The sequence below is a fragment of the Jeotgalibacillus proteolyticus genome (assembly GCF_050107735.1).
Taxonomy (GTDB): domain Bacteria; phylum Bacillota; class Bacilli; order Bacillales; family Jeotgalibacillaceae; genus Jeotgalibacillus; species Jeotgalibacillus proteolyticus_A.
The window spans coordinates 483,554-496,179 of record NZ_JBNILO010000002.1; the positions used below are offsets into that span (position 1 = coordinate 483,554).

Consider the following 12,626-nt stretch of genomic DNA (forward strand, 5'->3'; position numbering starts at 1 on the left):
TTGAACTTCACAATCATTTTTGTGATATAATGCTACTGTTTTAGAAATTTGAAGACTACTTTTACAGAGAGCAGTGATAACATGGAACAAACATTTTCAACCCGGGGGAAAGTCAAGCAGCTGTCTTTCATCCTGGTTCCCATTCTCATCACCCAGCTGGGACTGTTCGCGATGAATTTTTTCGATACTATTATGTCAGGACAGTATTCCACAAATGATTTAGCCGGAGTGGCGATCGGCTCTTCTTTATGGATGCCTGTTTTCACCGGACTATCCGGCATATTGCTGTCTGTTACACCAATCGTAGCACAGCTTGTAGGTGCAAAAAAAGAAAAAGACGTTCCCATGTCGGTTATTCAAGGCATCTATGTGGCGATACTAATGGCTGCTGCGATCGTAGTGATCGGAATATTTGCTCTGCCGCCTATCTTAAACGCCATGAATATTGACCCTGAAGTGCGAAGGATAGCCTTTTATTACTTAACGGCATTAGCTTTTGGAATCATTCCTTTGTTTGTATATAATGTACTGCGGTCTTTTATCGATGCACTCGGCCTTACAAGAGTTTCGATGTTTATTACCTTGCTTTCTTTGCCTCTAAATGTGCTGTTTAACTATGTGCTGATTTTCGGGAAACTTGGATTTCCTGCACTTGGGGGCATTGGAGCGGGTGTTGCCTCAGCCCTTACCTACTGGCTGATTGCACTGATTTCTATTTTCATTATTCATCGGAACCGGCCTTTTAAAAAATATCAGATATTCAGCAGGCTGTACCGTTTGAATTTTTCAAAATGGAAAGAAATCCTGATCATAGGAGTTCCAATCGGCTTTTCCATTTTCTTTGAAACAAGTATTTTCTCTGCTGTTACTCTATTTATGAGTAATTACTCTACTGAAGTAATTGCAGCTCATCAGGCAGCCATTAATTTCTCTTCTTTTTTGTATATGATCCCGCTCAGTATTGCCATGGCACTGACGATTGTCGTCGGCTTTGAAGTGGGGGCAAACAGAATGAAAGACGCGAAGCAATATGGCTGGATGGGAGTTGGAACCGCTGTTACGATTTCTTCCATTTTAGGCATTATAGTTTTCTTTTTCAGAGAACCTGTCGCTGCCATGTATGTGAAAGACCCGCAAGTAATTGATTTAACAGTTCAATTCCTGTTTTTCGCCGTGTTGTTTCAGCTTTCTGATGCTATCCAGGCTCCTGTTCAAGGGGTGCTGAGAGGCTATAAAGATGTGAATGTCTCATTGATCATGACCATGATTTCCTATTGGGTAATCGGACTGCCGAGCGGATACCTGATGGCAAACTTCACAGGCCTGGAATATTTCGGCTACTGGGTCGGCCTGATTGCCGGACTGACAGCAGGTGCCATTACACTGACTGTCCGACTTATCTTAATACAGAAGAAAAGCCTCCGCACCAGAATATAAAAAGCTCATGAAACCCAGTAGAGTGGGTTTCATGAGCTTTTTTTGAATCAATCAATAATTCCTGTTCCGACAACCTCTACTTCAAAATCAACTTCAAAAGGCATGTCTGCATACATATCCTTCCATGTCTTTTCATCCCACTGCTCAGGATGGAAAGCAGAAACTCTTCTGCCGATGCCTAAAACATCCGATTTTGCCTTTTGCATGATCTGAATCATTTCTTCAGCATCTTTTTTCAATTCTTTTTCCCACCATTTTTCGATATCTGGAATTTTATTTTCTGCCATAATATGATTTGGGGAATACTCAACGATATTTACCTGCATCTTTACAGAGATATGAGCGGAAAGCTGCTGGTCCCCTTTCACTTTAATGGAAACGTCTGAACTATGGGGTTCGACTGTCATATAATTTGCAATCTCAGGTGTTTCGTTTTCAGAATATTTTCTGGTAAAACGAACAATATCTCCCTGCCTGCTGTTGATAAGCGTAAAGAGCGCACTTAAACTTGGATCAAGAATTTCGCCTGTGAATCTTTTTTCACTAAAAAGAGCCAATCCTTTTACTTCCGATCGCTGCATCTCTTCATCATAAGATATATAAGGAAGATAAAGATCTCCTCCTGGATCAAATATAAGTGTGCAGGCTGTTTGAAGACTAACCTTTGGCAGAACACTGATTAACTCAGCACTTTCCACCAACCCAGTATAGTATTCTGATATGCTTTTTTGAGAGGTTACCGGCTTAAACAGCAACTTAGATGCAGACCCCTCCACAATAGCCATACGGGCGTTTAAATTATTGCGGGAATTTCGGTAGAGTACATCTAAAAATGAGTAAATATCCTGTCTAGCCAATTCATCTCCAAGAAGCATAATCTGAAGTTTGCTGTAATCAATGTGCTCTGACACATTTAAATCTGCATTATATCTCGCATCCCTTAACGTATGCCCGGTTTTAAATGTTACCGTGCCATTTAAGTTTGCTGGATCCAAAGGAGGCACAACAGAAGTAACGTCAACATCGCCGTTTTCTCCAACGTCATATCCAACTGTATAAACAAGCTGCAAATCCTTCAGCAAGCGTTCATCCCAGCAGGAAGAAAGTAAAACCGCAGCGCTGCATAAAAGAAGCAGGAATGTTTTCTTCATGCTGATTTCTCCTTTTGAGATGGTTTTTTAAAGAGGGAAACAATCATGACCAAAAAAGGAATTGCGACAGTGAATACGAGAGAAGAGGGAAGTAATACTTCCATAAATTTTTTCATCTCAAGCATCGAAGTCGGGATGAGCGCCCCGAAAAATGCCATCACCATGATGATATACACCATTTTGGTATGCTTCTGTTTGGACAATAATTGTTCCATTGTGTTCCCCGCAATAAATAAAAAGCTGATAAATGAAGATAACGCAATCACCATCCAAACCGTAATAAAGACTAAATCAATTCTTTCAAGGATCGTGAATTTTAATGCTTTCATGATGTAAAGAACCGGATAAGGCACAACGATAATTTCTTTTATATAAAAGAAAACCTGTGTTGTGATAATGGTAAATACATAAAACGCAGTCACAAAGGCAGTGGCAAGCGCTCCTTTTCTCAGCTCTTTTTTCCGGTCTGTTTTAACATAAAAAGCAAAAAACAAAAATGCTTCAAATCCCATTAAAGCAAAAATGGCGGGCTTTATTCCAGCTATTATTGCGTTTAATCCTGAGCCGCCTATTGGCAGCAAATATAAAAATTGCGGCTGAATGTATACCCACGCCAGCACAATAATTAAAATAGGCAGCATAAAAGAGATTAACATTTTAAACCTGGCGATCAGGACGATGTTTTCTCTGGCCATATAAACCGCAGGAATAGAGAAGAGCAGCATAATTACCCATTTAGGTGTATCGGTGAAAATCCATGTAGCAATAATGTGATGAAAGCTTGTCATGGAGGCAATGAGCACACCAAGAAAGTAGACAAGATATGTGGTCATGATAATCTTTCCAAGTATAGTACCAAAACACAAATTTACAATTCCAAAATACGTATCTTCGGGAAACCGGGACAAAAGGAAAATATACATTAAAATAATGATTTGCACTAAAACGCCTGCCAGCATCATCGAAATCCAGGCATCCTGGTAGGCGACCTTTCCAATATCACTTGGCATTGACAAAATGCCAACACCGACTTGAGTTTGCACGATAAGAAAAAAGAGCTGCCAGCCTGTGATTTCATTTTTCGCGTTCATTTTTCCACCACCTGCTATAGCCCTGTCTTCTTTTGTTTACAGGATTAGCATCTGCTGATCGGGTATTTTGCAAATATGAAGGCAAGCGGATAAACATATCCTTAGCTCCCTTCAAATGAAATGGTGCAATTGGTGAAAGATAAGGTGATCGCAATGATTCAAGTTTGATTAAATGAATAATAAGAACTGTTCCCATGATCGCAATGCCGAAAAAACCAAACATGGATGCAAGAATCATAAAAGGAAAGCGCAGAATCCTTACAGTTGTATTCATCTCCACTGAAGGCACGACAAAGGAAGAAATGGCTGTTAGCGCAACAACAATGATCATTAAATTGGATATAAGCCCAGCGTTTACTACCGCATCCCCAATGACAAGTCCGCCCACGATACCAATAGTCTGACCGATGGGGTTTGGAAGCCTAATCCCCGCTTCCCTGATTAGTTCAATGGTTAACTCTAAAATAAGCGCCTCAATCAGTGGAGAGTATGGAATTCCCTCCACTGCTCTTTTAGCAGGAAGCGCCAGTTCATCCGGAATCACTTCGAAGTGAAAGCTAATGATCGCTATATAAAATGCCGGCAGCAATAGAGCCAATAAAAAGCTTCCCAAACGAAGCAGACGATAAAATGAGCCGACTAAAAAACGGCCATTGTAATCATCAGGAGACTGATAAAAAGCAAAGAAATTCATAGGGGCAAGTAAGGCAGTGGGAGACCCTTCAATCATCATAGCGATTCTGCCTTCACTAATATTTGCAACTACACGGTCAGGCCTCTCTGTATTCAAAAACTGTGGAAACGGCGACCAGCTGTCGTCTTCAATGAATTCCTCAAGATAGCCGATGCTAAACGCAATATCACTGTCCACAGCCTGAAGCCTCATAATATATTCTTCTACGTTCATCTGATTCACGACATTATTTAAATAAATTAGGACACAGGTGGTATTGGCTTCTTTTCCGATTGTGAGATATCGGATAACTAAGTGCTGGGAACGGATTTTAGTGCGTATTTGATGGATATTGGTGAGCAGGCTCTCATTAAAACCGGCATGAGACCCGCGGACAATCTGTTCATTTTTCGGTTCCTGGATGGCTCGGTAATGGTCAATGGGACTGTCTATAGAGACTCCTTCCCACCCACTCTCTTTTTTTACCCATATAAGAGCCTGCCCTTTGATAAGCCTGAGCCCCACTTGATTAATGGTTTCATCTGCCGGAACGCTTTGAATATTTAAAGTGGTGGTAATCTCCCCCACTTCCCATAAAGAACGTTGGAACCACTCAATTGATTTTTCAAGCTTTTCTCCGTCAAGCAGCGTGCTCATATACACACAGATCGCTTCCCCTTCATCGTAGGAAAGAGGACGTTTAGAAAAATCCTCAGTGTTGCCAAGGAAAAAAGATAAGTCTTCAAATAAGTTCTGTGTATTTTCATATTCATTAACTTTTTGTTCCGGTATTTTCAAATAATTCTTATCCTGATCCACTTACAACACCTCCTGATCTTCGCTAACAATAGTATGGAGAATATTTATCCATTTCATGCAAAATAGCGTTGCAAAATTACGCTTCTTACTAAATAATGGGAAAGAGGAGGTTGTGTATGGATTGGATTATTACAGCATCCATTGGCTACTTAATTGGTTGTTTCCATGGATCCCAGTTTGCTGGATTTTTGAAAAAAACAGATTTAAAAGAAAGCGGAGTGAAAAATTCCGGTGCATCGAATGCTACGATCGTTTTAGGCTGGAAGTTCGGAATACTGGTTGCTTTAATTGATATCGGAAAAGGAATTGGGTCTGTTTTACTTATCCGGCTGATGTATTCAAATGTAGAAACAAATGAAATTTTCTTGTCCTTATTATTTGTTAATGCAGTATTCGTCGTGCTTGGACATATCTTTCCATTCCAAATGAAATTTAGTGGCGGTAAAGGGACAGCATCCATTGTAGGGGTTTTGTTCGTATTGGACTGGCGTATAGCACTTATATCTATTTCTTTATTACTTATTGTGACGTTTACGACCGATTATCTTGTAATTGGTGTGACAGTTATGTACGCAGCATTTTTTATTTTGACCTTACTGTTTGACTATCCGCTGATTCCGGTAATCTGCGTTTTTGCTGTATGGATGATCAGCACCATCAAACATATGGAAAATTACTCGCGTTTAAGAAAACATGAAGAGACACGGCTGTCGAGCTTAATGAACAAGAAAAAAGCAAGTTAAAAAGAGGCGGTCCAATTTGGACCGCCTCTCCCTTTCATGCTCTGTTCGTTTACTTATTTACTGATAAACATTTGAGTCCAGTAGTTGCCTTCTTCAACATGGCCAACTCCGATATGAGTGAAAGAAGAACTCATAATGTTTTTACGGTGGCCTTCACTATTCATCCACGCTTGAACGACTTCTTCAGGTGAACGCTGACCCATTGCAATGTTTTCTCCGGCACTGCTGTACTCAATGCCATATGCTTTCATCATGTCAAATGGTGAACCGTGTGTTGGACTTGTGTGAGAGAAGTATTGGTTTTGCTGCATGTCCAATGATTTGTCGTCTGCCACTTTGCTTAGTTCTACGTCTAGCTCAAGTGCAGGAAGACCTTCTTTACTGCGTTCTGCATTAGTTAAATCCACGACCTGCTGTTCAAAATCAGAGACAGGTGAAGCTTCTTGCTGATCAGCTTGTTCATTATCCTGAACTTCAGCTGCCGGTTGTTCTTCAGCTGGCTGTGCTGGAGCTTCCTCTTGTGGTGCTTCTGCATTTTCCTGCTCTGCAGGCTGCTCAGCTTTTGGTGCTTCAGACTGTTTTTCCGGAGCAGGAGCAGCTGGGGCTTCTTTTTCTTCTGCCTCTTTTTCAGCAGGCTGCTCAGCTTGAGCTGGAGCTCCATTTAATTCATTTAAAGAAATATTATATTTATTTAGTTCTGCATTTATTTTTTCCCAGTCAATTTGACCTGAAAAATCCTGAAGATTTCCAGATTGCAAGTTTTGTGAAACCAACTTTGTTAGAACTTCTATATTTTGATGCTTTTGAGGTGTTTGTTGAACATCCGCACTGGATGCCTGAGAAGCAGCCGGTGATACTAGAAGTGCAATCGCTGCAGCTCCTGAAATAATAAGTGATTTACCTTTCATGTGAACTTCCTCCTTTAAAGTTGTTGTCTTTTCGACAATTTCATCCTATCATTCTTTTTTTGTAATATTTGTGGTTCATTCTGGAAATCTGATGGTCTACTCTATTAATTTCAACAGAATAGAAGATTATGTAAAACAAAAAAGGTAAACTCCTTGTTTTATAAGAGTTTACCTTTTTCTTCTAAAATAAGATGAAATTAGGGTTAGACGGTTATTTTTAGAATTGACTCTAGATATTACTTTAAATTACCTATTGACAGGTTTTTAAAAAGCCATAATTCGTTACAAATATGTCAAAAATGTAACGTCGGCTACTCTGTGATGTCATTTAATATGACTGTATATAATTGAATTAAAGCAACTTTTTCATCTCTGCTTAGAGCGGAATAAACAATTCTTTCAATCGCCTGATAAAACTTGTGATCAGGTTCTACTCTGACTCTCGGATGGGTTAGTTCATCTTTCAGTTCCCGTTTAATAGCTGAAGCAGTGATTTCCCGTGCAGATAGATTCCGATCAAAGATCCTGTTATTCCAAAGAGACTCGTATGCTTCCAGCAGTTGTTCGGATGACGGCTTCATCTTATTCACCTCTCCTTCAGGACTCCATACTTCTGAGCCGTTCTGATAATGCAGCTTCATCGAGACCTTCTCCTATAATGACGAGGTTTTTTGGCATTGACATATCTTCTTGAAAATACAGTGGCATGCCATAAGAATATTGAAACAGCATCGGATATTTTTGACTCGAAAATGGCACATATCCTTTCATTCGATAAACTGTACCTTCCACAGTACGAACCCACTCTTCAAAATCCTCCTGATTCATTTCTCCTTTAAAGGTATGTACAATCGCCTGAAGAGATAACTCTTTCTTCACTCTCACCTTCTTTACATCATCAAATGGGACTGGGAGCATATGATCGAGTGCCTGGCGGGAAATTCTTGATTGATTTGTCATGAGTAATTTACATGTTGAATTGATCGACTGCAGCTCATTTACAATGAGCCCCTGACTCATTTCATCGACAAGATCAATTTTATTTAGCAAAAGTAAAGAAGCATGTTTAATTTGTTCTCTCATCAGCTGCAGGACTTGCGGGGAATATTCTCCCTTTTTTGTCCATTGCAGCGCATCTACAACCGTGATAATCCCTTTAAAATCAAAAGCATGTGCAAACAGCGGTGACATAACTGCATCAATAACCTGAACGGGATGAGCAGCTCCAGTTGTTTCAATAATGATTGAATCAAATTTCTGATTAAACAATAATTCCTGCAGCTGTGATTCCAGCTTGTCTTGAATCGTGCAGCAAATACATCCGTCAAGCAGTTCAGCCAAAGGCAGTTCGTCATCCACTTCATTTGAATCAATTGAAACACTTCCGATTTCGTTCATGAGGATGGCAGGTGTAAGCTGATCTTCCTTATGTATCTTAATCAACTGCTTTAATAAACTGGTTTTGCCGCTCCCAAGAAAGCCAGAGATTAAATAAACTGACTTTTTGTTATGAGTCATTGAGTTCGCTCCTTTTCAAAAAGTGATGTAAAAAAAGAGCCTGGGACAAAAGTGTCTCAAGCTCTACGATCGGTTCACTTCGCTTCAAACGGACGCTTTCCGCAGGGACGGCGCTGAGCTCTTCTCAAGCTTTGCATTGCGGGGTCTCAAGCAACCGTCATATCCTGCAGGACTCGCCTTCTTCTGCTCCGCTCACCTCATACTATCAACAGGCAGCTGTGTTGAATTAGGCAGAATCTTCATCTTCATCTTCTTCTTCATTCTCAGCTTCTTCCGAATTGATCTCAGCTTCTTCAATTAAATACTCGCTGGCTTCTTCTACTTGAGGATCATTTTCTTCAAGTTCTTCACGTAAAGCTGTAATTAAGAGGTTGGCTGTATCATTATTAATGGTGCCCGTTACCTCAAGCTCATTTTCTTCTTGAAAAGATTCAACTGCTGATACAGTATCTTCGTCAAACAGTCCATCAACATCACCTGGTTCATATCCTACCGCCTGCAGCATTTCTTCCGCTGTTTCGACCTGCTCTGAAAGCATAGACTCTTCCAGATCTACATCAACTTCTAAAAATGGAAGAAATGCATAGTCAGGTAGACTCACTTCCGTCGTCGGCTCGATCCCATCTTCATGAATCCAGTTTCCTTCCGGTGTAAGCCATCTTGCTGTCGTGATCTTCATATTAGATTGATCACTGAACTCCTCAGCAGTCTGAACTGTTCCTTTACCAAATGAAGTTTGTCCAAATAAAGGAATTCCGGCGGTTTCATTTAAAGCAGCTGCTACGATCTCCGAAGCGCTCGCACTTCCTTCGTCAATTATAACGGATGTCGGAATATCAAGCTTTTCGCCTGCCTGTGCTTCAATGACCTGTTTTTCTCCACTCTTCTCTTCGATCTGAACAATGGTTTCGCCTTCAGGCACAAACAAATTCGCAATGGATATAGCCTGAGGAAGTAATCCGCCCGGGTTTTGACGCATATCAAGCACCATCGCTTCCATCCCTTGTTCTTCAAGCTCCTGGATGGCAGCTGTCAGTTCTTCATAGGTATTTTCAGAAAAACTAGTTAATTGGATAAGTCCAATATTATCTTCATCCATCTCGTAGTATACAGTATCGATCGGAATGTCATCTCTAGTAATACTGATCTCCATCGTCTCCTGCATACCAGGACGCTGAATGGTTAGGGTGACCTCGCTGCCCTTTTCTCCACGGATCAGCAGGACGGCTTCGTTTGCACTCATACCCTGAATGCTCTCACTGTCCACAGCCAGAATTTGATCGTTAGGCAGAATACCGGCCTCTTCAGCAGGGGATCCTTTTATAGGAGAAACAACTGTTATAACATCGTTTAACGACTGAATTTCCGCACCAATTCCTTGAAAGCTGGAGGAAATATTTTCATTAAACTGAGCTGCTTCCTGCTGATTCATATAATCAGAGTATGGATCATCAAGCGCTTCAAGCATACCGTTAATTGCGCCATTTACCAAATCGTCTTCTTCAATATCCATAAAATACTCATTATTGATAGAATCATATGCATCATAAAGCTTAGTAAATTCAGGGCGCTCAGGGACACCCACCGTTACTGCCTTTTCATCGCCGAATGAAAGAGCAAAGATTGAAATGCCTGCAGTCGCTAAGACCGTGAAAAAAAGCAGCATAACAAAATTAAATTTTTTAATATTAACAAATTTCGAGGAATTATCCTTCTGTTCTTTCTGTATTTCATTATTCTCATTGTTTTGCTGTTGCTCATTTGGATCTTTATCCATCGAATCACCACTTTCTCATTCAGCAATACCCTTATTAATAATCTCTTATATCTTATCAGTTTTTAAACTGTAAGTAAAAGCCTATTGGCTCTTACTTCCCTCATTAATAGAAAATAAAAGGCTGACTGTCTATGCAGTCAACCTTTTCACTGGCTAAACGGTTAAATCCTATTCAGCAATTGCCGCGTCCAAAGCTACGACGATCATGTCATTGAAGGTTAGCTGACGCTCTTCTGATGAGGTTGCTTCACCTGTTAAAATGTGGTCGCTGACGGTCAGTACGGACAACGCTTTACGGTCAAACTTAGCAGCCAGCGTATAAAGAGCAGATGTTTCCATTTCAACAGCCAAAATGCCATACTTTGCCCATTTTTCATGCTCGGCGTTGTCATCGTAAAAAATATCTGCAGTGAAGACATTTCCAACTTTTAAATTCAATCCTTTTTCAATACCTGCATCATAAGCATTTTTTAACAGATTAAAGTTAGCAGCTGGTGCATAATCAACTCCGTTGAACGTGCGCTGATTCATATTTGAATCGGTTGAAGCAGTCATAGCGAGAATGACGTCACGAACTTTTACGTCCTTTTGAATAGCTCCGCATGTTCCTACACGGATTAAATTCTGCACATCATACTGCTCGATTAATTCGTTAGCGTAAATTGAAATGGAAGGAACACCCATTCCTGTACCTTGTACAGAGATTCGTTTTCCTTTATATGTTCCAGTGTATCCGAACATATTACGCACTTCATTATAGCAGGTTACATCTTCCAAAAAAGTTTCAGCTATGTATTTTGCACGTAGTGGATCTCCCGGCAATAATACCGTTTCAGCTATCTCACCTTTTTTAGCTCCAATATGGATGCTCATGTTTGTTTCCTCCTTAAATTCCTTTTCCAGCTAACCAATTGTAGCGTTTTTTTAAAACGATTTCAACTATTAATCAAGCTGATGGGACTGCTTCATAAGCTGCAGAATTTTATTGGGAATTTCATGAACATCTTCCTGTCTGATTCTTAAATAAAAGATCGACTCTGGATGCAGATAAAGTTCCTTTTTTACACTGTCATTCACTTTATTATTAACCTCTATAAAAAGATCATACGTGTCTGCGGATTCAGCAAAAAATACAATTTCGATATTGTCCATATCCTGCCATTTTCCTTCAAGTGGCTTAAAGTAAAAGCATTGAATATATTGCTGCGTTTTCTTATATCTCTCAGGTGCTTCATGGCATCTGGAATAATCGAGAGTAAAGCCTAATGAGAGCACAGCGTTCATCATGTCAGTTAAGAAAAGAGATGGCTTAATGATAATTAAATCCCTGTCAGTCGGATCTTTAGCATTTTTAATTCCTGCTTCTGTTTTAATCCAGATGCTCGTTCCATTTGCAGTAATCGGTGTCAGCATCGGCAAGACAAAGCTGAAAGGAATTTCAATAATTTCGTTTTCCAGTACAGTAAACGGTTCTGAAACCTTTACTCTTTTGATAACCGTCTGGTCTTTATATGCCTTATTGTTGGAGTTTCTTAGATAGTCAGTGATCAGACATAAATAGATTGCATCGATCTCCTGTTCTACCGAACCCCCTTTGATCAGTACTTTCCCATCTACGGTTTCTCCTATACGAAAAGAAGGTTTAGATAGTCTGCTGTCAATTTTCAATGAACCTATGCCGATGGAAGCCAAGGCCTTATTAAGTAATGACAAAGATTTTCCCCCTTTCTTTTTTGTATTCGGAGTTGCTACTAAGTATTAAGCTAGCCCAATTCTAATTTTATTTCAATCTTATACTCTTCCCACATTTGATCAAAAATGGAAATCTTATCGTTGTAAATTTCTGTAAGTTCGATATAATTACTTAATTCATGATAATCTTCGGACATTTTTGGAAAATCCAGGTCATCGTACATTGCATTTGCCAGCTTACTTTGTTCAGATATAGGCTGCGGCTCTCTGTATTTCATAGCAAAATGGTAAAAAGATCGGTTCATTTTTTTCTCCTCTTTCTGTCAGGATTGTATTTTTGTTTCATTACAATTTAATTGATTTCTACCCTGTAAGGCAGGATGATAACCTTTTGTTTTTTTGCCGATGCTCTGGATCATGGTTTCGGTTCAGCGGCATCTGATTCATTAGTATAATTCAGGTCGTTAAAAAACAAAAGACCGGTGGATTAAATCGAATGGAAAATTGAATGGAAAATTGAATGGAGACAGACTTCCTCCCTGCCGTATTTAACCACTGTCCCGTAGATGACAGCAGACAAATTAAAAAAGAGGCTGGGACAAAACTCAGCTGAATAAACGAGAATGCCCTCATGAACTTTAGTAGCTCATGAGGGCATTTTTTATTTGGATGTATTAAATTTTTTATAATAGATAAGGACAACCTCTGGTAAAATTAAAGTCACCACAACAAAAACCACCGGAGGTGTCCTTATGTTTAAAGATTATAACATGAATCAAGTTGTTTTGCCCCTAGACTTGGAAATCAAACTTCAAAA

12 protein-coding genes are annotated in these 12,626 nt (G+C 39.8%); 2 read left to right on the plus strand and 10 right to left on the minus strand.

What is annotated here, in order from left to right:
- The first annotated feature begins 81 nt into the window (after nt 1–81).
- The gene (locus ACQCT8_RS05240; RefSeq protein WP_426869095.1) at nt 82–1,437 is read left to right on the plus strand and encodes an MATE family efflux transporter; all 1,356 of its coding nucleotides are present in this window, start codon (nt 82–84) and stop codon (nt 1,435–1,437) included.
- A 47-nt stretch (nt 1,438–1,484) separates the two neighbouring features.
- On the opposite strand, the gene ACQCT8_RS05245 is transcribed toward ACQCT8_RS05240, so the two are convergent.
- The 3 genes from ACQCT8_RS05245 to ACQCT8_RS05255 are packed head-to-tail and all read right to left on the minus strand — an operon-like array spanning nt 1,485 to nt 5,171.
- Complete coding sequence (locus ACQCT8_RS05245; protein WP_426869097.1) at nt 1,485–2,588, minus strand: Ger(x)C family spore germination protein; 1,104 nt, start codon at nt 2,586–2,588, stop codon at nt 1,485–1,487.
- On the minus strand, nt 2,585–3,679 hold the full coding sequence (locus ACQCT8_RS05250; RefSeq protein ID WP_426869099.1) for a GerAB/ArcD/ProY family transporter: 1,095 nt from the start codon (nt 3,677–3,679) through the stop codon (nt 2,585–2,587). Before ACQCT8_RS05250 ends, ACQCT8_RS05245 begins: the two co-directional genes overlap by 4 nt.
- Entirely contained in the window at nt 3,663–5,171 is a 1,509-nt protein-coding gene (locus ACQCT8_RS05255) for a spore germination protein (protein ID WP_426869101.1), read from the minus strand. The genes ACQCT8_RS05250 and ACQCT8_RS05255 overlap by 17 nt, the downstream gene beginning before the upstream one ends.
- Nucleotides 5,172–5,287: 116 nt before the next feature.
- Here ACQCT8_RS05255 and ACQCT8_RS05260 point away from each other — a divergent pair, with 116 nt between their 5' ends.
- Nucleotides 5,288–5,914: a glycerol-3-phosphate acyltransferase gene (locus tag ACQCT8_RS05260; RefSeq protein ID WP_426869103.1), complete on the plus strand. Its 627-nt coding sequence runs from the start codon at nt 5,288–5,290 to the stop codon at nt 5,912–5,914.
- A 53-nt stretch (nt 5,915–5,967) separates the two neighbouring features.
- On the opposite strand, the gene ACQCT8_RS05265 is transcribed toward ACQCT8_RS05260, so the two are convergent.
- The 7 genes from ACQCT8_RS05265 to ACQCT8_RS05295 all read right to left on the minus strand — a co-directional run bounded on the left by ACQCT8_RS05265 (nt 5,968) and on the right by ACQCT8_RS05295 (nt 12,114).
- Nucleotides 5,968–6,822: a CAP domain-containing protein gene (locus tag ACQCT8_RS05265; protein ID WP_426869105.1), complete on the minus strand. Its 855-nt coding sequence runs from the start codon at nt 6,820–6,822 to the stop codon at nt 5,968–5,970.
- Nucleotides 6,823–7,133: 311 nt separating this feature from the next.
- Nucleotides 7,134–7,463, minus strand: coding sequence for a hypothetical protein (locus ACQCT8_RS05270; protein WP_426869107.1), 330 nt, complete (start codon nt 7,461–7,463; stop codon nt 7,134–7,136).
- The gene (locus ACQCT8_RS05275; RefSeq protein WP_426869109.1) at nt 7,420–8,340 is read right to left on the minus strand and encodes a CobW family GTP-binding protein; all 921 of its coding nucleotides are present in this window, start codon (nt 8,338–8,340) and stop codon (nt 7,420–7,422) included. Before ACQCT8_RS05275 ends, ACQCT8_RS05270 begins: the two co-directional genes overlap by 44 nt.
- Nucleotides 8,341–8,566: 226 nt before the next feature.
- Nucleotides 8,567–10,117: a S41 family peptidase gene (locus tag ACQCT8_RS05280; RefSeq protein WP_426869111.1), complete on the minus strand. Its 1,551-nt coding sequence runs from the start codon at nt 10,115–10,117 to the stop codon at nt 8,567–8,569.
- 168 nt (nt 10,118–10,285) lie between these two features.
- Nucleotides 10,286–10,990: a purine-nucleoside phosphorylase gene (deoD, locus tag ACQCT8_RS05285; RefSeq protein WP_426869113.1), complete on the minus strand. Its 705-nt coding sequence runs from the start codon at nt 10,988–10,990 to the stop codon at nt 10,286–10,288.
- Between the two features lie 69 nt (nt 10,991–11,059).
- Nucleotides 11,060–11,830, minus strand: a complete 771-nt coding sequence (locus tag ACQCT8_RS05290; protein ID WP_426869115.1) for a sporulation protein — start codon at nt 11,828–11,830, stop codon at nt 11,060–11,062.
- A gap of 50 nt (nt 11,831–11,880) precedes the next feature.
- A complete protein-coding gene (locus ACQCT8_RS05295; RefSeq protein ID WP_426869117.1) occupies nt 11,881–12,114 on the minus strand; it encodes a YozE family protein in 234 nt (77 codons plus the stop codon).
- Nucleotides 12,115–12,626: the final 512 nt, after the last annotated feature.

What these genes read in the sequence shown, in the direction of transcription:
- ACQCT8_RS05240 (WP_426869095.1), top strand. Translation starts at nt 82, where the DNA reads ATGGAACAAACATTTTCAACCCGGGGGAAAGTCAAGCAGCTGTCTTTC.
- ACQCT8_RS05245 (WP_426869097.1), bottom strand. Translation starts at nt 2,588, where the DNA reads ATGAAGAAAACATTCCTGCTTCTTTTATGCAGCGCTGCGGTTTTACTT.
- ACQCT8_RS05250 (WP_426869099.1), bottom strand. Translation starts at nt 3,679, where the DNA reads ATGAACGCGAAAAATGAAATCACAGGCTGGCAGCTCTTTTTTCTTATC.
- ACQCT8_RS05260 (WP_426869103.1), top strand. Translation starts at nt 5,288, where the DNA reads ATGGATTGGATTATTACAGCATCCATTGGCTACTTAATTGGTTGTTTC.
- ACQCT8_RS05265 (WP_426869105.1), bottom strand. Translation starts at nt 6,822, where the DNA reads ATGAAAGGTAAATCACTTATTATTTCAGGAGCTGCAGCGATTGCACTT.
- ACQCT8_RS05270 (WP_426869107.1), bottom strand. Translation starts at nt 7,463, where the DNA reads ATGAAGCTGCATTATCAGAACGGCTCAGAAGTATGGAGTCCTGAAGGA.
- ACQCT8_RS05275 (WP_426869109.1), bottom strand. Translation starts at nt 8,340, where the DNA reads ATGACTCATAACAAAAAGTCAGTTTATTTAATCTCTGGCTTTCTTGGG.
- ACQCT8_RS05280 (WP_426869111.1), bottom strand. Translation starts at nt 10,117, where the DNA reads ATGGATAAAGATCCAAATGAGCAACAGCAAAACAATGAGAATAATGAA.
- deoD (WP_426869113.1), bottom strand. Translation starts at nt 10,990, where the DNA reads ATGAGCATCCATATTGGAGCTAAAAAAGGTGAGATAGCTGAAACGGTA.
- ACQCT8_RS05295 (WP_426869117.1), bottom strand. Translation starts at nt 12,114, where the DNA reads ATGAACCGATCTTTTTACCATTTTGCTATGAAATACAGAGAGCCGCAG.